Raw genomic sequence first — 18,768 nt, 5'->3', positions numbered from 1 at the left:
CTGATTGACCCGCCCCGAGGCGTTGAGTGATCGCAGCTATGCCCGGCGACGACGCGCGCGACGCTGGGCGATGAGGAGAACGCCGCCCAGGCCCGCCGTGAGGGCGATCAAGCCGAGAAGGCCGCCATGTGCGCCCGAATTCGCCAGTTTGCCGGAGTTGCCCGCTCCCGAGGGGCCTGCCTGTCCCTGATCACCAGGGTTCGGCTGTTCCGGTGCGGGTGGCTCTGCTTTCGGGAAGCGCAGCTTTGTCCAGACCATGCGGTGGTCGGAGGTCGGGAAGGGATGGAGGCCGGTGAGACGGAACAGCTCGTCGTCACGGGTTGGCCAAAAGACCTGCGCCTCGTCGACCTGCGTGCCCGTGTTCGGCAGCACGTAGTCGATGCGCAGATTACCCGGCCGCGGATCATCGTTGAAGTCGCCCGTGTCGTACTTCGGATCCGTCTTGTGCTTCAGGTTCGCCCCGCCCTGGAGCTTCGCCTCGCTGGGCCCACCCTGCGAGGTCGGCATCGTGTCGACGATTCGGGGGCTGGTCAGGAGCTGGTCGATGGCTCCCGGGTACGAATCGCCGTCGAGCGGATCGGAGTTGTAGTCGCCCAGGATGACGAAGTTCGCATCGGTGGGCAGGCCGCCCTTGACGTCTTTGTCGTCGTAGAGGTAGTCGGCCCGGTTCGCTACGTAGTCGGCCCACACGCGGATCTCGTCGAAGTTGCGTTTCTTATTGCGCTGCTCGGGTCCGTCGAACGAGGGCGGGGTCGGGTGCGCGGCGAGAACGTGGACGGTCGTGCCGTCAACATCGACCGGCAGGTCGGCGTGCGTCTTAGACGAGAGGGGGAAGCGCTGGAGCACCTCGTCGGAGTACCAGCCCGAGCCGTCGGCGTTGGTCGGAAGGAGGGCGCCCGGCATGTCCTTCCACAAGAAGTTCTGGAACGTGCGGATCTGGTCGGTCTTGATCGGGTATTTCGAGTAGACGACGAAGCCGTATTGACCCGGGAACTTGCCGAAACCCCAGGCGTCGCTCGGGCCGTTGTTCGTCCCGTCCTTATCCAGGTCGAAGCCGCTGGGCACGCCAGTGTTGACGGGACCCGACCAGGCGTAGGGATAAGAGACGGGGGCGGTGCCGTTATGGGCGACCTCGAGGTAGTTCTTGCGGAACAGGTCAACGGCCCTGCCTTCGGGGTCATAGTCGAATTCATTGATCAGGAGGATGTCTGGATCCGTCCTCTGAATGGTTTCCGCGACGTTCGAAGCCTGCGCGTTGCTCGGGGTGGCGAGATCTGTGAGGAGCTGGCCACCCGCATCGCGGTTGAGGCTGGCGTTGAAGGTGGCGACCGTCAGTGTTCTGGTCGTCGCCTGCGCGGGTTCCGCGAGGGCTGGGCCGACTGAGATGAGGCCGAAGATCAGGGTCAGGCACGCTGTAGCAGCGACCGAGCGGGGCTTCTTCATCGAATTTCCTTATCACTGTTCAGGATGGGTACCACAGATACTAAAACCATTGGCGGCGAAAATGCAAGGCTGGTGCGGGACCGGTGGGGGCGGGGCGGTTGCCGGGGGACCCCGAGCAGCTCAGGCGGGAATGTCCCTCCTCCGGTAGACGGCCAGCCCGGCGCCGCAGCAGGCGAGCCCCACCACCAGTTGGACCGCCAGCGGCACCCAGCGCGTCGTCCCCCACGGGTCGACCACGTGCCCCAGGACGCCCAGGTCCTGAGCCCACTTCGGCATGTCGATGAGGCCCCCGAAGAAGCGCGCGAAAGAACTCCATGCGATGAGTGCCCACGCCAGGGACCGCCACCGGGGCGCTGCGCCCACCAGCAACGCGGCGATTCCCGCCGCCGCCACGACCCCCGGCAGCTGGGTCAGCGTGGAGACCAGCGCGCGGGCGGGAGCGTGGTCCTCGCTCACCTGGGTGGCCGTGGAGGCCGCCAGTGCTGCCCCGGACACGAGGAGCAGGACCACCCCGGCGCCAATGGCGTCGGCCACCGCCGCCATGAGCGCGCGCGTGCGCGGGACGCCGCAGGCCAGCACCGCCTCGGGCAGCCCCCTCTCCTCCGACGCGGCCAGGTCGAGCACCCGCTGGACGACCGCAGTGGCCACGAGGGCCACTATCACGACCGCGAGCAACGTGGTGTACTGGACGGCGGGCCGCATCTCGGGGGCAATTTTCTCGATGTAGGCGGCGCTCGCCGGATTGGTGTCGATCAGGTCTAACAGCCCGCCCGACATCGCACCGAAGAGCGCCCCTGTGAGCATCAGGGCGAAGGACCAGGCCGCCAGGCGCCGTGCGCCCAGGCGCGCGATCAAAACCAGCGGGCCGCGCACGCGCCACCGCCTGGTGGACACCGAGCGGTCGGCCAACAGTGCTCCCAGCAGCTCCCGGCGGGAGTGGAGCAGCGCCGCCAGAACCACCAGAGCGGCGACCACGAGCGCGAAGACGGCGAACGCCCACACGCGCTCCGCCCCGAAGGGCTCGGCGACATCCCGCCAGGCCAGGGGGCTCAGCCACCGCAGCCACGCCGCCCCGGTCTCGTCGGCCAGGACGCGGACGGCGAAGGCCACCCCGAAGACCGTGAAACACAGTCCCCGCGCTGCCGAGACGTCCCGCACCAACTGCGAGGCCACCAGGGCTATGCCCGCGAAAGCCCATCCCTGGGCGATGGCCACGCCGCCGAACACCAAGGCCCCCCGCAGGGGCGTCTCGCCCGCGACGGCGTCCACGCCGATCAGCGAAGCCGCCAGGCCCGCGCCCGTGAGCGCCATGGCGCCCAGCGCCCACGCGGTCGCCGAGGCGAAGGGGGCCCATCGGCCCGCGCCCGCCCCGAGGACGACCTCGACGTGCCCGTCCTGCTCGTCGCGCCGGGCCATCGCGGTCGTGAGCATGATCGCCATGATCGCGACGAACCACAGCAGGTACCCGCCGTCCTCCCAACTGGCGAACTCCCCCACGCTGCCGGTGGCGGGTGCCGGGCCGAAGAGCAGGCGCACGCCCGGCGCGTCGCCCATCTGGGACAGGATCGCGGTGCGCTCCTCGAAGGAGGGGTAGGTGCGCTGCAGGGCGATCGGATTGACCAGGAGGAACAGCCACAGCGGCACCATCCACGCGAGCGCCTGCCACCTGTAGCGGCGCGTCGCCAGCCCCAGGCACCGCCACATTCCCGTGAACGCGCTCATGAGCGCGCCCCCTGGTCCCCCGAGTAGTGGCTCATGAACAAGTCCTCTAGGCTGGCGGGCTCCACCTGGACGTCGTCTGCGCCCAGATCCGCGACCACGCCCAGGACCGCAGGAACCAGGGAGGAGGGGACGCGGGTTTCCACGCGGGTCCCGGTGGGGCGGATGGGGGCGCCGAGCCCGGCCAGGGCCTCGATGAGGCGGGGGCGCCGCGCGTCCCCCTCGCCGACGCCGATGCGGATGGCGGTCTTTGCCAGGGAGCGCAGGTGCGACAAGTCGCCGCTCTCCACGGTGCGCCCGTCCTTGATGATCGTCACGTGCGAGCACAGGTCCTGGACCTCCACCAGGATGTGGCTGGACAGCAGGACGGTCGTCCCTGCGTCAGCGGCCTCCCGGATGGCGTCGGTGAAGACGCGTTCCATGAGGGGGTCCAGGCCCGAGGTCGGCTCGTCAAGGATAAGGAGATCGACGGGGGCCGATAGGGCCGCCACGAGCGCCACCTTCTGCGCGTTGCCCTTGGAGTAGGCGCGCACTTTCTTGGTGGGGTCCAGGTCGAAGCGCTCGGTGAGCTCCTCCTCGCGGGCGCGGTCGCGCGAGCCGCGCAGGCCCGCCAGGGTGTCGAGTACCTGCCCGCCCGTGAGGCTGGGCCACAGACTCACCGAGCCGGGCACGTAGGCGAGGCGGCGGTTGATGTCCGAGGCACTGCGGGCGGGGTCCATTCCCAGGACGTGGGCGCGGCCACCGTCGGTGCGGTACATGCCCAGCAGCACGCGGATCGTCGTGGACTTCCCCGCGCCGTTGGGGCCCAGGAAGCCGTGGATCTGGCCCTTGACGACCCCAAGGTCGAGGCCGTCCAGGGCCTTGACCTTCCCAAAACTCTTGATGAGGCCCTCGGCCTCGATGAGATCAGACAATGTTCCAGTCCTTTCCTGTTCTTTCTTCGAGCACGGGCCCGAACTCCGGGTCCGCCCGCAAGAGGTGCATCAGGTCGTCGATGACGCGCCTCTGGTCGAGCTCGGGGTAGCCGATCTTGGACAGCCGGGCGACTCGTTTCCACAACAGGTGCCCGGGTCCTCCTCTGGGCAGGTCGCGCAGCAACGCGAGGGCGGTGGCCCTGTTGCGCTCGAGGACGGCCCACGCACTCTCCTTGAGATCGTTGATGACGCACTCCCTCTCCTCGTCGCCGTAGGCGCCGGGGTAGCGGCTGCGGTCGAGTCTGGCGAACGCGGTGATCATACGGGCCACCGCGCGGTGGTCCTGGTCGCTGAGCCCCTCGATGTAAGGGCCCAGCGAGGCGGGGAGGAGCCCCGACATCGCCAGCGCCAGGACCGTGCACCGGTCCGTGTGGATGATGGACAGCGTGGCCGGGTCCTCGACGAGGCCCTCGATGCGATCGTAGAAGCGCTCGAGGACAGTGGGCAGGGGCGAGAGCGCCTCGCCGGAGCGTACCCTGGCCACGAGCTCGTCGATGCGGGACCGCTGGTGGTGCAGGACCTCAATGCGCGCCTCGATCTGCGCCCGCGTGGCGAGCAGGTCCGCCTCGATGGCGCTGCGCCCCTGGGCGGGCTCGTCGGGCAGCATCGGGGCAATCTTCGCCAGGGGGATCCCGGACTCGGCCAGCCACCGTATGCGCAGCAGGCGCGCCAGGTGCTCAATCCCGTAGTCGCGGCGCCCCGCGACGACCGGGGGCACGGGCAGCAGCCCCAGGCGGTGGTAGTAGCGCACCGTCCGCGTCGTGGTCCCCGCCAGGTCGGCCATCACTTTGACTCTCATAGGCACCATCGAACACTGTGACGCAGCGTCGCTGTCAAGGGGAACGTGGATGATGGAACCAGGCGGGCCGCGGGGCGTGCCGCCCCCGTCACAGGCCGCGATCTCGCCGGAGCCGCCCGGCCTGCGGTGCACTTCTCATGCGGGGCGGGGAAGCGCCCCTCTCTTAGTCAGGGCGTGTGCCGGGAGCCTCGTCCGCCGAGGCGCGTGGGGCCTCGTTCTTCGGGCGTCGGAAGGCTCCTGGCGGGATAACGAGGCCCCGCCGCCGGGCGACGGTGAGCAGGGCGATACCTACGGCCAGGCCGACCACGACGGTGACCACCGATCCTTCGAATCCCATGTTCCCTCCGGTCAGCCACTGCGGGCCCTCGATCCGAGCGGCGAGCAACCCCTCGTTCTCCGTCCCCGTGCCGGACACGTCCGAGGAGAAGACGGCGCCCTGGACGAAGTTCCATGCCCAGTGGAGGCCCATGACGAGCCACAGACGTCGAGTGACGACGTAGCAGGCCCCGAGCAGGATTCCGGCTTCGATGGTGATGGCCGTGGCGCCCCACAGGCTCGCCTCCGGGTTGGACAGGTGTGCGGCGCCGAAGAGGATCGACGTGATGGCGAGCGCCCACCACGTTCCAAGGCGGTGTTCTATGAGGCGCAGGAGCCCCGCCCTGAACGCGATCTCCTCGCCGACTCCGGCCAGGAGGAAGATCGCCGCCGCGGGTGCGGCCTGCGAATGCGGGTTGAACCCGGTCACCGTGTAGGCGCCGAACGCCCAGGCGACGGCGACGACGACGCCCATGAGGAGCGCTCCGAAGATCACGCCTGAGAGAAGTTCTCGCACCCACCCCGTCCCCTCGAAATCGCTCGCCTGCCTGGCCCCGACGAGGCGTACGGCGACAAAGTAGAAACAAACGGCGATCGCGCTGGCGAGCACGTACCCGATGGTGGTGGCTAACGCGGGTCCGAGAGGGCCGGCGAGGAGCGCTTTAACAAGGTTGGCGCTCACGTGTGCCGCGAAAAGGCCGACAAATAGGAGGATCCCCTGGAGAATCGGCATCCGGCCGATCGAGGGCAGCGCCGCCAGCGCCGTTTGCTGTGGGGGCGGAACGAGAGGAGTCCCGGCGTCAGCGCACGGGGGAGGGGTCCACGAGCTCATAGCATAAATATTTCATGCTCGCATCCCTCCCGTCCCTTGTTTCGACAGTTGTGAGGGCGATTCCTGAGCGGTGGCAGCGTCGGCGCGTGGGATGATTCCCGTGCGATCCGGGCTCGTTTCCTTGGGGGTGCCTCGTGAACGGAGCTCCTGTTCCCTCATTTTATTTGTCGGATAATTATGCTCGTTTGGAGCGCGCGATTCGATAGTTTGTGCGTGTCGTAAACGTAGGGGACAAATGGACTCAAATCGTCCAGAATAAACATGGTTAGGGTGCGATTGGCACCGTTGCAGGTAGAAGTGATTTTTGGACGCGCGGGGTCCAAAATGGTTGGCGAAAGTCGTGGGACCAAGGTCAGGACAAACATAGGGGCTACCCGATAGCATTGATATTGCAACGCCCCGCGCGCTTCCGATGGCCCTGGTTTCGTGGTTAACGTTGACCGCAATGGTGGGTCAGAATCGTCAGGAACATGGAATTTCTCGGAATTTTCATGGGAATGAGCGAGATGGTCGCGGGGCACTTGAAACAAGTCAATTCCCCTGACCCTCGACATATGAAAGGCAGCCGCAGTGCTGAGTATGCTCACCCAGGAGCGCCGCGCGCAAGACTTGACGACTGGTCATCGCGTCTTCCTGCTCATCCTGGTCTCCATCGGCAGTTCCATCATCTACATGCCCGCGTTCTTGCAGTACGTCTTCGAAGACGCGCTGGGAAAGGCGCTCATCGCCTCGGGCGGGGCGACCCCTGACAACGTCACGACGACACTCGGAACCCTCCTGAGCGCGTACGCGACCACGGCCCTCATCTGCTACCTGCCCTCGGGCATCGTCGCCGACGTGGTTCGTGTTCACACCCTCTCCTGGGTGGGCTTCGGTCTGACCGCCCTGCTCACCTTCTGGTACGCGATGTTCCCCTCGCTGCTCACGATCCGTTTCCTTTTCGTGGCGATGGGCGTCAGCACGATCCTGATCTGGTGGGGAATCCGCTACAAGCTGGTCCGCCTCATCTCCGAGGAGAGCGCGTACTCGCGAAACATCGGCATCTCCTACGCATTCTACGGCCTCGCCGGCGTTCTTCTGGGCTTCTTCAACTCCTGGCTGCTTGGTCGCCTCGCGTCCCAGGGTGACCTCATTCCCATGCGCGTCCTGCTGATCATCCTCGGCTGCATCATCATGCTTCTCGCCGTCCTCTCCTTCTTCTTTATCCCGAAGTTCGAGGGTGAGTTTGAGTCCAGCGAGGGCGGTTTCAGCATCAAGCAGCTCGGGACCGTCCTGTCGAACCCCGTCGTCTGGCTGGCCGCGGCAACGCTCTTCTTCGTCTATTTCTTCTACACCGGCGTCAACCAGACGACAGGCTACATGAAGGAGGTCATGGTCCTCCCAATCGTCGTCGTCACCATGGTTGCAAGCATCCGTACCTACGGCGTCTCGCTGCTCTCCGCCCCGTTCTTCGGCGGAGTGGCACAGATGGTTGGTTCCCCCTCGCGCGTTATCGCGGGTGGTTCGATCGCGGCGTCCTGCGTGTTTGTCTGCTTCGCGGTCCTGCCCTCAAGCGCGAATGCCGTGCTCGCGGCCAGCCTGGTCATCGTTCTTGCCTTCCTCGCCAACGGTGTCTTCGGCATCGTGTCCTCGCAGCTCACCGAAGGAAAGATTCCCCCCGTGGTCTTCGGCACGGCCTCCGGCCTCCTGTCGGTGATCGGCTTCCTTCCCGACACCTTCTCCTACACCTGGTTCGGCTCCATCCGCGATGCCGCAGGTGACGCGAAGGAAACCGCGTTCCATCAGATCTTCCTGATCCTGGCTGGTTCCGCACTCCTGGCGGCGCTGTGCGCGATCGCTCTGGTCCTGCTCGTTCGTGCTCGCTCGAAGAAGCAGGCGGACGACGAGAACTGACAATCCCAGTCAAGCGAAGGAGAAATACGGTGGGTCACAAATACGCCGTGCCTCGCCTGTGGAGCACGCAGATGGGCGAGGTCGTCGCCAAACAGAACGAACTCGCCGCCGGCGCCTACGTCACCGGTCAGAGCCTCGAAGAAATGCGCCAGGCCTATCGGGCCGAACGCGCCTTCTGGAACGAGGGCGGCCCCTCAGTGGCCATGTGCGCCGACCGTCGGGTCCCAACCCGCTACGGCGAGGTGCGGGTGCGCCACTACCGCCCGAGCGATCAGGGGTCGTTGCCGCTCATCGTGTTCATGCACGGAGGCGGATGGGTCGTCGGCGATGTGGACACCCACGACCGCATCACACGCACCCTGTGCCACCTCACGGAAGCCGCGGTCGTCAGCATCGACTACACTCTGGCGCCCGATGCGCGCTTCCCCCAGCAGATCCACGAGTGCCGCGACGTCGTCGCCCACATTCGTGACCGCGCCGAGGAATGGGGCGTCGACCCCGATGACATCTCCTTTGCCGGAGACTCCGCCGGGGCCAACATGGCGGCAGCGACGATGCTCATGATGCGCGACGAGGAATCCCTGTCCACCGTGCGCACGATGCTCCTCTTCTACGGCGCCTACGGGCTGAAGGATTCCATGTCCATGCGCCTGCTGGGAGGCACGTGGGACGGGCTGACCGAAGAGGACTACGCGTACTATCTGGGCCAGTACTTCGCCGATCCAGCGAACGCCGACGACCCCTACTTCAACATCCTTGGCGCCGACTTGAGCGCGGGCATCCCGCCCTGCTACATCGTCGCTGCCGGCCTCGACCCCCTGCGCGACGATTCGCGCACCCTGGTCGAAATCCTCGATCTGTGCCGCGTGCCCCACCTCTACAACGAAGTCGAGGGCGTCATCCATGGCTTCCTGCACCACTCCAAGATGCTCGATCAGACCATGGAAGTCCTCAACGAGGCCGCGCGCTTTTTCACCGAACACCCGATCCACCGCTGAGCAACACGCTCACACACAGAAAGTGACTCGACATGGAATTCTCGCTCAACGAAGACCAGCAGCTCATGGTAGACGCCTTCACCGAACTCATGCGCTCGCGGAACTGGGACACCTACTTCCACGAGTGCGATGAGAAGCACGAGTACCCCATCGAATGGACCGAGGCCATTTGTGAGCTCGGCTTCGACCGCATCCTCCTCCCCGAGGAGAACGACGGGCTGGGCGCCGACTGGGTGACCCTAACCGCCGCCTACGAGGCCCTCGGGCGTGAAGGTGGCCCCACCTACGTCCTGTATCAGCTGCCGTGTTGGGACACCGTTTTGCGTGAGGGCACCGAGGAACAAAAGGAGAAGATCCTCTCCTTTGTCGGTACCGGCAAGCAGATGCTCAACTACGCGATGACCGAGCCCTCCGCTGGGTCCTCGTGGGACGACATGCGCACCACCTACACCCGCAAGGACGGCAAGGTCTACCTCAACGGCCACAAGACCTTCATCACCTCCTCCCTCTACGTGCCCTACTTGGTGGTCATGGCCCGGGACTCGGAAAACATGGACACCTACACCGAGTGGTTCGTCGACATGAGCCTGCCGGGCATCACGAAGGAACCCCTGGGCAAGCTCGGTCTGCGCATGGACTCGTGCTGCGACATCTACTTCGACAATGTCGAACTGGAGGAGAAGGACCTCTTTGGTACCGAGGGCAACGGCTTCCGCCGCGGCGTGGTCGACTTCGACCTCGAACGCTTCCTCGTTGCGCTGACCAACTACGGCACCGCCTACTGCGCCTTCGAGGATGCCGCGAAGTACGCCAACCAGCGCGTTCAGGGCGGAGCGGCCATCGCCCGCCATCAGCTCATCCAGCTCAAGTTCGCCGAGATGAAGATCCGCCTGACGAACATGCGCAACATGCTCTACGAGATCGCGTGGAAGCACGACAACGGTCTGCTGTCCCGCGGCGACTGTTCGATGGCCAAGTACTACTGTTCCCAGGCCTCCTTCGAGGTCGTCGACCGTGCGCTCCAGGTCCTGGCCGGCGTGGGTATCACCGGCGACCACCGCGTCCAGCGCTTCTACCGCGACCTGCGCGTGGACCGCATCTCTGGCGGCACCGACGAGATGATGATCCTCACCGCTGGCCGCTCCGCCCTGTACCCCTACCGCTGACACCATCTGAATAGAAAGGACCTACACCATGGCACTGCCCACGGAAAAGCCATCATTCGGCGTCCTCGATGGCGTCAAAGTCGTCTATTCCGCAGTTGAGATCGCGGCCCCCACGGCCGCTGCCATCATGGCCGAATGGGGAGCCGACGTCACCTGGATCGAAAACGTGTGGACCGGCGACTCTATGCGCGACACCGCCTGGGTGAAGGAGATGGAGCGTCGCAACATGCGCTCGATCTCCATGAACCCGTTCACCGAAGAGGGCAAGGAGGCCCTGCGGGCCATCGTCAAGGACGCCGACATCTTCATCGAGGCGGGCAAGGGCCCCATGTACGCCCGCAAGGGCATCACCGACGAATTCCTCTGGGAAGTTAACCCCAAGCTCGTCATCGTCCACGTGTCCGGCTTCGGGCAATGGGGCGATGACGCGCAGGTCAACTCCGCGGCCTACGACCTCACCGTCGCCGCGTACGCGGGGATCATCGCCCAGAACGGCAGCGCTGATCAGCCGATGAACATCTCCCCGTACCTGGGCGATTACATCAACTCCCTGATGATCATCTCCTCGGCCCTGGCTGCCCTGCACCGCGTGGGAGTCACCGGCGAGGGCGAGAGCATCGACATGGCGATGTACGAGACCCTGCTGAGGGTGGGCACCTACTACATGATGGACTACATGAACGCGGGCATTACCTACCCGCGTCCGGGAGCTCGCCACCAGAACCTGTGCGGTATTGGCATCTACGAGTGCAAGGACGGCTACATCGGACTGTGCCTGTACGGGGTGTCGCAGAACAAGTACCTGCTCGAGACCATCGGCCTGGGTCACCTGTGGGGCACGGAGGAATACCCCGAGGGCACGTCGGCGCTGTGGCTGAGCAGCCCCAAGGCCGACCTCATCCAGGAGACACTGGAGGAGTACCTCAAGACTCAGTCCAAGTACGACGTGCAGCGCGACTTCGTGGATCACCGTATCGCCGCCCAGGTCGTCAACGAGTTCCCCGACATCCTGGAGGCCGAGCACGTCCAGGCGCGCGAGTGCTTCATCGAGTGGGAGAAGGCGGACGGCACCCCCGTCAAGGGGCTGAATACCTTCCCGAAGTTCGCCCGCAACCCCGGTGCCTTCTGGCGGCCGATGCCCGCTCTGGGTGAGGACACTCGCGACGTCCTGAGGCGCGCCGGATACTCGGACGAGGCCATCGACGCCCTGATCGAGTCCGGCACCGTCAAAGCCAGTGACGGGGACTGATCGGCCGTGACCAGCTCGACGTTCGCGCCGGAGAGCACCACGGTGCCCCAACTGTGGGAGCGGCAGGTGAAGGACCGGGGAGCACACGAGTTCCTCGTTTTCGAGGACGCTCGTTCCCACGACGTCTGTCGCTTCACCTACCGCGAATTCGACGCGGCCGTGAACAAGTGCGCCAACGCCCTCGTTGCCAGGGGCATCGGCGAGGGGAGCCGGGTGGTGCTCTACCTCGACAACTGCGTCGAGTTCATAGAGTGCACCCTGGCCCTGGCGAAAATGGGCGCTGTATCGGTGCCCGTTGACGCCACTTCGGCACCCTTCGAGCTGGGTCGCATCCTCGGTCTGTGCCAGGCTGACACGCTGATCACCCGCGCATGCAGGGTCGGTGACGTGCTCTTTTGCCTGCCGGACACCGTCAGGGACGTCATCGTGGTGGGCCAGGTGGGCGCCGCGGACGGCGACGGCCCTGACCTTCCCCGCCTGGGGGAGCTCACGTCGCGCGAAGCCGACACCTTCACGTCGAACCCTCGTGTGCGCCCCAAGGACCTGTGCGAGATCCTCTTCACCTCGGGCACGACCTCGGCACCCAAGGGCGTGATGATCACACACGCGAACTTCGTCTTTTCGGGCAACTTCGTCAACTGGGAACTGGATATGAACCCCGAGGATCGCTACATGACCTCCATGGTGGCGGCCCGGGTGAATCTCCAGCTCTCGGCCTTGGCCCCGGTGCTGACGATGGGCGCGACGCTCATCATGCTCTCCCGCTACCGGGCGACGTGCTTTTGGCGGCAGGCACGCGATCATCGAGCGACCCTGGTCCAGGGGATGGCGATGATCGTGGTGACCATGCTGCGCCAGAGCGTCGACCCGGGTGAGCGCGACCACCAGGTGCGCGAGATGCACTACTTCCTACCCCTCAACAAGGGGGATAAGGCGGCTTTCGAAGAGCGCTTCGGCGTGCCCTTGCTCAACAACTACGGGTCCACCGAGTGCCTGATCGGAGCGATCACCGATTATCCCCACGGGGAGCGCCGCTGGCCGTCCATCGGCAGGGTGGGTCCCGGCTACGAGGTTCGCATCGTGGACTGTCAGGGTGACGAGCTGCCCGAGGGCGAGGTGGGGGAGATCGTCCTGCGCGGCGTCCCCGGAGTGAGCCTCATGGCGGGTTATTGGAATGATCCCGAGGCAACGGCGGAGGTGCTCGACGAGGACGGCTGGTTTCACACGCATGACTACGCCTACATCGAGAACGGGTGGGTGTATTTCATGGACCGACGGGTCGACCTCATTAAGCGCTCCGGGGAATCGGTGTCATCGGCTGAGGTCGAGTGCATCATCGACGGCCTTCCCGGGGTGCGAGAGGTCGCGGTGATCGGCGTTCCCGATGGCGTGCGAGGCCAAGCGGTCAAAGCCTTCGTCGTGGCCGAGCCGGAAGCCGGGCTCGATGCCGAGGCTGTCATCGACCACTGCGCGGGTCGGCTCGCCGGCTTCAAGGTGCCCAGCTTCGTGGAGTTCGTCGAGGAGCTCCCGCGGGGCAGCTACGGAAAAGTAAAGAAACACATCCTCGCACACTCGTGAATCCGATCCATGAAAGGACAATGAACAATGGCAATCAACACCGATATGGTCGGCCAGACCTTCGGACCCTTCGTACGCGACTACACCTTCCGCGACCTGGAACTCTTCGCACTGGGGTGCGGCGCGGGCATCGACGGCAAGGACGGCCTCGAATACCTCAACGAGCACGATGAGCGGGACCCCCAGCTCAAGGTGCTCCCCATGTTCGGCGCCATGCTGATCGTGGACTCCGAGGTCACCCGCACCATCGACTACGGCTACAACTACGCCGGCTCGCTGCACTGGGGCTTCGACATCACCTTCCACCGCCCCATCACGAAGATGAACGACCACCTGGAGACCAAGGTGCGCCTCGAGGGCCTCTACGACCGCGGCGAGGGTCGAGGCCTGCTCGCCCAACACATCGGCGACACCTACGACTCGGACGGGAACCTGCTCTTCACCAACGAGTCCTGGGATTGCCTGATCTATGACGGCGGCTGGGGCGGTCCCAAGCCCCCCAAGGACATTGTCGAGATGCCCGACCGCCCCGCGGACGTGGAGATCGAAGAGACGATCCCGGAGAACCAGGCGCTCATCTACCGGCTCTCGGGCGACTACCATCCCCAGCACATCGACTGGGACTACGCCGCCGAGAACGGCGAACCGCGTCCGATCCTGCACGCGATTTCCTACGCGGGCGTCGTCATGCGTCACGCGATCAACGCTTTCGTTCCCGGCGAGCCCGAGCGCATCACCCGCTTCAAGACCCGCATCACCTCGCCGGTCCACCCGGGGTCGACGCTGAAGACCCGGTTGTGGAAGGTCAAGGAAGGCGAGCTGCGTTTCGCACTGGTCGATGCGGATGTCGATGAGACCGGCGCGAAGCCGCACCTGAACTGGGGGATCATCGAATACCGCTGATCGCGCCCGTGCGGGGCCAGGCCGCGATTCCCCGAGGCGCGGGAGAGACGCTGCAGCATCCTCTCCCGCGCCGCCCCCTGAAGACACCACACGTCCCGTACCGAGCTTGGAGGGAGAACACCGTGAGCGACAACGAACCCGTCATCGACCTTGAGGACCTCGAGATGACCCCGCTGCTCAAGCGCGTCATCGTCTTTTCCTCGGGAGGCCCCTTCCTGGAGGGCTACGTCCTGTCCATCATCGGAGTGGCGTTGGGGGCGATGGGTTCCGACCTGGTCCTCGACGCGCACTGGAATGGCCTGCTCGGCGTGTCAGCCCTCGTCGGGCTCTTCCTCGGCGCCTCCGTCGGCGGGTGGCTCACGGATCTGATCGGCAGGCGCAAGATGTTCGTCATCGATTTGGTGGTGATCGCCATCTTGTCGATCCTGTGCGCCCTGGTCCACACCCCTGTGACACTAGTAATTCTGCGTTTCTTTGTCGGCGTGGCGGTGGGCGCCGACTACCCAATCGCAACCTCGATGATTGCCGAGTTCTCGCCGCGCAAGTACCGTGCCGCGGCGATGGGCATCATCGCCGCCGCCTGGTACCTGGGGGCCAACGTCGCCGCCCTCGTGGGCTTCGCCCTCGTCAACACCGATCACGGCTGGCGCTACATGCTGGCTTCCTCTGCCGTTCCCTGCATTCTCATTCTGCTGGGCCGATGGAACATCCCGGAATCCCCGCGCTGGCTCGTCTCGAAAGGCCGGGTCGAAGAAGCCCAGCGCATCGTTCATGAGACCCTGGGGGCCAATGTCCGCCTGCCCGAGGCTGAGGAGGCAGCGAAAACATCGGTCATGAAGGTCCTGCGGGGCGTCTATCTGCGGCGCATCATCTTCGTCGGCACCATCTGGCTCTGCCAGGCGATCCCCATGTTCGCCCTGTACACCTACGGCCCGCAGATCATCAGCGCCGTCGGCCTGGGCGAAGGCCGCAACGTTTTGCTTGGTGAGCTCCTGATCGGCACCTTCTTCATGATCGGTACCCTCCCCGCCATGTACCTGTGCGAAAGGATCGGCCGACGCCCCCTCATCATCGCCTGTTTCTCTGGGATGACCGTGGCCCTGGCCATCATCGCTTTCTTTCCGGGTGCGGGCATCGGCCTGGTCATGGGTTGCTTCATCGCCTACGCGCTCTTGTCGGGCGGTCCCGGCAACCTCGAATGGCTCTATCCCAACGAACTCTTTCCCACGGAGATCCGTGCGACCGCCATGGGATTTGCCATGGCGCTCAGCCGCGTCGGAACCGTCGTGTCGATCTACGTCCTGCCCGCATTCATCGCCGATTACGGCATAGCCAAGACCATGCTGGCCGGTGCGGTGATCTCCGCCCTGGGCGCGGTCGTGTCGATCCTCTGGGCTCCCGAGACGCGCGGTTACACGCTGGCCGAAACCGGATCAGTGGACTTCAGGGGGCGTTGACAGTGTTCACGATCGAGCAACTCACCGTCGGCTCCTGGCAGGCCGTCTGCTACGCCCTCACCAACGAGGAGGGCACCATCGTCGTGGATCCGGGCGCGGAGCCAGCGACCCTCATGCGCTGGCTTTCGGGTAAGACGGTCATCGGCATCGTCCTCACCCACTGCCACAGCGACCACATCGGGGCGGTCAATGAGCTCGTTGAGGCGTATGGCTGCCCGGTGGCCTGCGGGGCCGACGACGTGGACGGGGTGGGCGACGTCCATCGTTCCGGCTTCGACGAGGAGGGGATCGACTACACCGTCGACCACGTTGACCGACCCCTGCGTGAGGGGGACACGATTACCTGGGGCGACGACGTCCTGCGGGTTCTTCACACTCCGGGGCATACGCCCGGCAGCATATGTCTGTTGGGCGAGGCCCAGCGGGTTTTGTTCAGCGGGGACGTGCTCTTCGCGGGGGCGATCGGCTCGACGGCTTTCGTCCTGGGCAACTACGCGGACATGGCGCGCTCGTGCGCGCGCCTCGCCCAGTTGGACGCCGATCTGTGCGTCTACCCGGGGCACGGTCCGGCGACGATCCTGGGGGCCGAACGGCCGATGCTGGCCTCCATCGCCCTGAGCGCATTGCGCGGCGGAGATTATTCGTCTAACTGGCGTGAGGGCTCGTGATGGTGAAGTTGATCGTCAACCAGGTCGGCCACGTAGTCCGGCACCTTCTCCAAGAAACAGCCGATGAAATCGTCGGGCAGGCAGAAGGTACGCATCAGCACGCTGCCTTCGATGGCGTCGAGGAGGCGCACCACCGACGTGTTGCGGGGCAGGCAGCCGTCGCGCTTGAAATCCCACAGGCGCTCGTGGATGGCCGAGAGGGGGGTGACGAACAGGTCCTCGTAGATCTGGTAGATCACCGGGTCCTCGGCGTTCCCCGCTTCAACGAACAGTCGGCGCACGGCCGAACGGTTCGGACCCAGGTACTCGCGGAGCCGGAAGTCCGCTTCGTTGACGAGAACCTCCCTGGGGGAGTCCCCGCGGGGGCCCGGGCAGATGACCAGGGCGGTGAAGGCACAGTGGAGCAGATCGTCGCGGTCGCTCCATCGCGAGTACAGGCTGGACTTTCCGACCCCGGCCTCGGCGGCGATCTTCGTCAGGTTGAACCCCGCCCAGCCCGCCTCCCCGTACAGGTCGAGGGCAGTGCGAAAGACGCGTTCCTCCAATTGAGGATCACGAGGCCGGCCCGCTTTGGCGGGACTGAGAATCGCAAAACGCGTCACCGCGCGCACTCCTTCCGCGAGGGGGGTCACATGCAGTAATTCTAAGCGACCCTCTTCGCATCCCGCAGGGGTTGGATGCCCCCGCAGACCACCAACAGCACTCTCGTGCAGAAAGGGCAGATGATGAGCATCATCGTCGCGTACAAGTACGCAGCAAACCCGCAAGACACCACCGTCGACGCCTCCGGCGCCATCGACTGGTCGCGCGCCAAGGCCGCGATCTCCGAATACGACCCCGTCGCCGTGCAGGTGGGGCGCACCCTCGCCGATTCCCTCGGCACCGATGTCGTCGGTATTTCCGTCGGCACGTCGGCCGTCTCCTCGTCAATGGCAAAGAAGGGCGCCCTCTCCAGGGGTTTGGACCGCGCCCTGGTCGTCGCCGATGACGAGACCTCGACCTGGAACGCCACGACCGTCGCGAGCGCCCTGGCGGGGCTCGTCGGCAAGGTCGAGGGGGCGAGCCTCGTCCTGACGGGCGACTCCTCCATCGACGAATCCGCGAAGATCGTCTCCACCCTCATCGCCGGCTTCCTCGGCTGGCCGTGCTTCCAGGAAGTCGTCGCGGTCGAGGCCGCGGGCGATGGCTGGAAGTTGACCCAGAGCACCGCGGGCGGTACCCGCACCATCAGCGTTGACGGCCCCGTCGTCGCCGCCGTCGCCACCGATGCCGCCCCCGTGAAGGTCCCCGGCATGAAGGACATCCTCGCCGCCGGGAAGAAGCCCCTCGAGAAGGTTGCCGTCGCCGATCTGCCCACCGTTGACGCGGCGCTGGAGGTCACCGGCCGCTCCAAGCCGGTCGCCAAGGCCCGCCGCAACGAGACGTTCACCGGAGACGACGCCGCAGCCCAGCTCGTCGCCGCCCTGCGCAACGCCGGCGCACTCTGAGAAAGGACAGCAGAACAATGACGAACACCTGGATCCTCACCACCGACGAGCGCATCGCCAACCTCGTTGAGACTGCCGCTGCGATCGGCGGGACCATCACCGTCATCGCCGTCGCTCCCTCGGCCCCCGCCGTCGGCGGCGTCGATAGCGTCATCCACGTGCCCACCGCCGAGAACGTGCCCGCCGAGGCCTACGCGGGCGTGGTCGCGGGACTGCTCACCGATGCGAAGGGCGACGTGATCCTGGCGGCGAACCGGCCCGCCGAGCGCTCCTTTGCGGGAGCCGCTGCGGCTGCTCTCGCACTCCCCGTCGTCGTCGGCGCGACAAGCGTCAGCGCCGAAGGCGCCGAGGTGGCCCGCTACGGAGGCCTCACCAACGAGACCGTCGCCTTCAAGGGTGCCGTCCTCGTCCTCGAAGGGGGCGCCGCAGTGGAGGCCGATGGCCCCGCAGCCCAGGCCCACGAGGGAACCCCCATGGGTGCCGAGGTCGTCGATGTCCAGCCTTCGGGCTCCGGCCCCGCGAACCTCGCAGCGGCGCGCCGCATCGTCTCCTGCGGGCGCGGATTCAAGGCCGAGGAGGACCTCGCCCTCGCCCAGGCCCTGGCCGATGCCCTCGGCGCGGAGATCGCCTGCTCGCGCCCGCTGGCCGAAGGCACCGCCTGGATGAGCAAGGACCGCTACGTCGGGGTCTCCGGCATGCACGTCTCACCGGATGTCTACGTCGCCCTCGGCATCTCCGGCCAGGTGCAGCACACCTCCGGCATGGCGGACTCCAAGGTCGTCGTCGCCATCAATAACGACGCTAATGCCCCGATCTTCCAGATCTCGGACTACGGCATCGTGGGCGACATCTACGACGTCGTGCCCGCACTCACAGCGGCGCTGTCCTGAAACGAGAAGAAGATCATGTCCGAGGAAGTTGACTTCGACGTCATCGTCATCGGCGGAGGCGTGGCGGGCGCCGTGTGCGCCTACACCCTCGCTGAACAAGGACGGGAGGTTTTGCTCGTCGAGCGCGGCGCGGAGCCGGGATCGAAGAACCTGTCTGGCGGGGTGTTCTACTGCCGCGTCATGGAAAAGGTCTTTCCGAACTTCGTTGATGTCGCGCCCGTGGAGCGCAGGATCACCCGGAATTGCGTGAGCCTCATCAACGCCGGTTCCTTCGTCAACATCGACTACTGGGACCAGCGCCTGAGCGAACCCGCGAACGCCGTGACCGTCCTGCGCGCCAAACTCGACGCCTGGCTTCTCGAACAGTGCGAGGAGGTGGGGGTGACCGTCATGCCTG

General features: G+C 65.8%; 17 protein-coding genes. 11 read left to right on the top strand and 6 right to left on the bottom strand.

Going from position 1 to position 18,768, the window contains the following annotated elements:
- Window positions 1–36: 36 nt before the first annotated feature.
- The 5 genes from BLT68_RS05525 to BLT68_RS05505 form a co-directional block, all read right to left on the bottom strand.
- Window positions 37–1,443, bottom strand: coding sequence for an endonuclease/exonuclease/phosphatase family protein (locus BLT68_RS05525; RefSeq protein WP_074633249.1), 1,407 nt, complete (start codon window positions 1,441–1,443; stop codon window positions 37–39).
- Window positions 1,444–1,563: 120 nt separating this feature from the next.
- A complete protein-coding gene (locus BLT68_RS05520; protein ID WP_074633247.1) occupies window positions 1,564–3,165 on the bottom strand; it encodes an ABC transporter permease in 1,602 nt (533 codons plus the stop codon).
- The gene (locus tag BLT68_RS05515) at window positions 3,162–4,076 is read right to left on the bottom strand and encodes an ABC transporter ATP-binding protein (protein WP_050694372.1); all 915 of its coding nucleotides are present in this window, start codon (window positions 4,074–4,076) and stop codon (window positions 3,162–3,164) included. The genes BLT68_RS05520 and BLT68_RS05515 overlap by 4 nt, the downstream gene beginning before the upstream one ends.
- Entirely contained in the window at window positions 4,069–4,935 is an 867-nt protein-coding gene (locus BLT68_RS05510; RefSeq protein ID WP_070778393.1) for a MerR family transcriptional regulator, read from the bottom strand. Before BLT68_RS05510 ends, BLT68_RS05515 begins: the two co-directional genes overlap by 8 nt.
- 163 nt (window positions 4,936–5,098) lie before the next feature.
- Entirely contained in the window at window positions 5,099–6,082 is a 984-nt protein-coding gene (locus BLT68_RS05505) for a CPBP family intramembrane glutamic endopeptidase (protein WP_232618709.1), read from the bottom strand.
- Window positions 6,083–6,661: 579 nt separating this feature from the next.
- On the opposite strand from BLT68_RS05505, the gene BLT68_RS05500 reads away from it, so the two are divergent.
- The 8 genes from BLT68_RS05500 to BLT68_RS05465 all read left to right on the top strand — a co-directional run bounded on the left by BLT68_RS05500 (window position 6,662) and on the right by BLT68_RS05465 (window position 15,994).
- Window positions 6,662–7,975, top strand: a complete 1,314-nt coding sequence (locus tag BLT68_RS05500; protein ID WP_074633244.1) for an MFS transporter — start codon at window positions 6,662–6,664, stop codon at window positions 7,973–7,975.
- Between the two features lie 29 nt (window positions 7,976–8,004).
- Window positions 8,005–8,973 (top strand): acetyl esterase, encoded by a 969-nt coding sequence (gene aes, locus BLT68_RS05495; RefSeq protein ID WP_074633243.1) that lies wholly within the window; start codon window positions 8,005–8,007, stop codon window positions 8,971–8,973.
- Window positions 8,974–9,005: 32 nt separating this feature from the next.
- The gene (caiA, locus tag BLT68_RS05490; RefSeq protein WP_070778306.1) at window positions 9,006–10,139 is read left to right on the top strand and encodes a crotonobetainyl-CoA dehydrogenase; all 1,134 of its coding nucleotides are present in this window, start codon (window positions 9,006–9,008) and stop codon (window positions 10,137–10,139) included.
- Window positions 10,140–10,167: 28 nt separating this feature from the next.
- A complete protein-coding gene (caiB, locus tag BLT68_RS05485; protein WP_070778305.1) occupies window positions 10,168–11,388 on the top strand; it encodes an L-carnitine CoA-transferase in 1,221 nt (406 codons plus the stop codon).
- Window positions 11,389–11,394: 6 nt separating this feature from the next.
- Window positions 11,395–12,966 (top strand): AMP-binding protein, encoded by a 1,572-nt coding sequence (locus BLT68_RS05480; RefSeq protein WP_070778304.1) that lies wholly within the window; start codon window positions 11,395–11,397, stop codon window positions 12,964–12,966.
- Window positions 12,967–12,993: 27 nt separating this feature from the next.
- Window positions 12,994–13,869 carry a MaoC/PaaZ C-terminal domain-containing protein gene (locus tag BLT68_RS05475; RefSeq protein ID WP_050694378.1) on the top strand — a complete coding sequence of 292 codons (876 nt, stop codon included), beginning with the start codon at window positions 12,994–12,996 and terminating at the stop codon, window positions 13,867–13,869.
- Window positions 13,870–14,033: 164 nt separating this feature from the next.
- Window positions 14,034–15,326, top strand: a complete 1,293-nt coding sequence (locus BLT68_RS05470; protein WP_131800091.1) for an MFS transporter — start codon at window positions 14,034–14,036, stop codon at window positions 15,324–15,326.
- A 2-nt stretch (window positions 15,327–15,328) separates the two neighbouring features.
- The gene (locus BLT68_RS05465) at window positions 15,329–15,994 is read left to right on the top strand and encodes an MBL fold metallo-hydrolase (protein ID WP_050694380.1); all 666 of its coding nucleotides are present in this window, start codon (window positions 15,329–15,331) and stop codon (window positions 15,992–15,994) included.
- Here BLT68_RS05465 and BLT68_RS05460 read toward each other — a convergent pair.
- Entirely contained in the window at window positions 15,964–16,626 is a 663-nt protein-coding gene (locus BLT68_RS05460; RefSeq protein ID WP_232618707.1) for a TetR/AcrR family transcriptional regulator, read from the bottom strand. The genes BLT68_RS05465 and BLT68_RS05460 overlap by 31 nt on opposite strands.
- 45 nt (window positions 16,627–16,671) lie before the next feature.
- Between BLT68_RS05460 and BLT68_RS05455 the strand changes: the two genes are divergently transcribed.
- From BLT68_RS05455 to BLT68_RS05445, 3 genes are all read left to right on the top strand, one after another.
- Window positions 16,672–17,481: an electron transfer flavoprotein subunit beta/FixA family protein gene (locus BLT68_RS05455; protein WP_232618706.1), complete on the top strand. Its 810-nt coding sequence runs from the start codon at window positions 16,672–16,674 to the stop codon at window positions 17,479–17,481.
- Between the two features lie 17 nt (window positions 17,482–17,498).
- Entirely contained in the window at window positions 17,499–18,371 is an 873-nt protein-coding gene (locus tag BLT68_RS05450; RefSeq protein WP_074633238.1) for an electron transfer flavoprotein subunit alpha/FixB family protein, read from the top strand.
- A 15-nt stretch (window positions 18,372–18,386) separates the two neighbouring features.
- Window positions 18,387–18,768: FAD-dependent oxidoreductase (locus BLT68_RS05445; protein ID WP_131800081.1), on the top strand; the 382-nt coding region annotated here is incomplete at its 3' end.

The sequence above is a fragment of the Schaalia meyeri genome, assembly GCF_900105015.1.
GTDB lineage: Bacteria > Actinomycetota > Actinomycetes > Actinomycetales > Actinomycetaceae > Pauljensenia > Pauljensenia meyeri.
The sequence above is the reverse complement of the archived record's forward strand: the minus strand, read 5'-3'. Positions and strand labels throughout refer to the sequence as shown.

Coding starts and splice junctions, on each gene's coding strand:
- BLT68_RS05525 (WP_074633249.1), bottom strand. CDS start 1,443: ATGAAGAAGCCCCGCTCGGTCGCTGCTACAGCGTGCCTGACCCTGATC.
- BLT68_RS05520 (WP_074633247.1), bottom strand. CDS start 3,165: ATGAGCGCGTTCACGGGAATGTGGCGGTGCCTGGGGCTGGCGACGCGC.
- BLT68_RS05510 (WP_070778393.1), bottom strand. CDS start 4,935: ATGAGAGTCAAAGTGATGGCCGACCTGGCGGGGACCACGACGCGGACG.
- BLT68_RS05505 (WP_232618709.1), bottom strand. CDS start 6,082: ATGAGCTCGTGGACCCCTCCCCCGTGCGCTGACGCCGGGACTCCTCTC.
- BLT68_RS05500 (WP_074633244.1), top strand. CDS start 6,662: ATGCTCACCCAGGAGCGCCGCGCGCAAGACTTGACGACTGGTCATCGC.
- caiA (WP_070778306.1), top strand. CDS start 9,006: ATGGAATTCTCGCTCAACGAAGACCAGCAGCTCATGGTAGACGCCTTC.
- caiB (WP_070778305.1), top strand. CDS start 10,168: ATGGCACTGCCCACGGAAAAGCCATCATTCGGCGTCCTCGATGGCGTC.
- BLT68_RS05475 (WP_050694378.1), top strand. CDS start 12,994: ATGGCAATCAACACCGATATGGTCGGCCAGACCTTCGGACCCTTCGTA.
- BLT68_RS05470 (WP_131800091.1), top strand. CDS start 14,034: ATGACCCCGCTGCTCAAGCGCGTCATCGTCTTTTCCTCGGGAGGCCCC.
- BLT68_RS05455 (WP_232618706.1), top strand. CDS start 16,672: ATGCCCCCGCAGACCACCAACAGCACTCTCGTGCAGAAAGGGCAGATG.
- BLT68_RS05450 (WP_074633238.1), top strand. CDS start 17,499: ATGACGAACACCTGGATCCTCACCACCGACGAGCGCATCGCCAACCTC.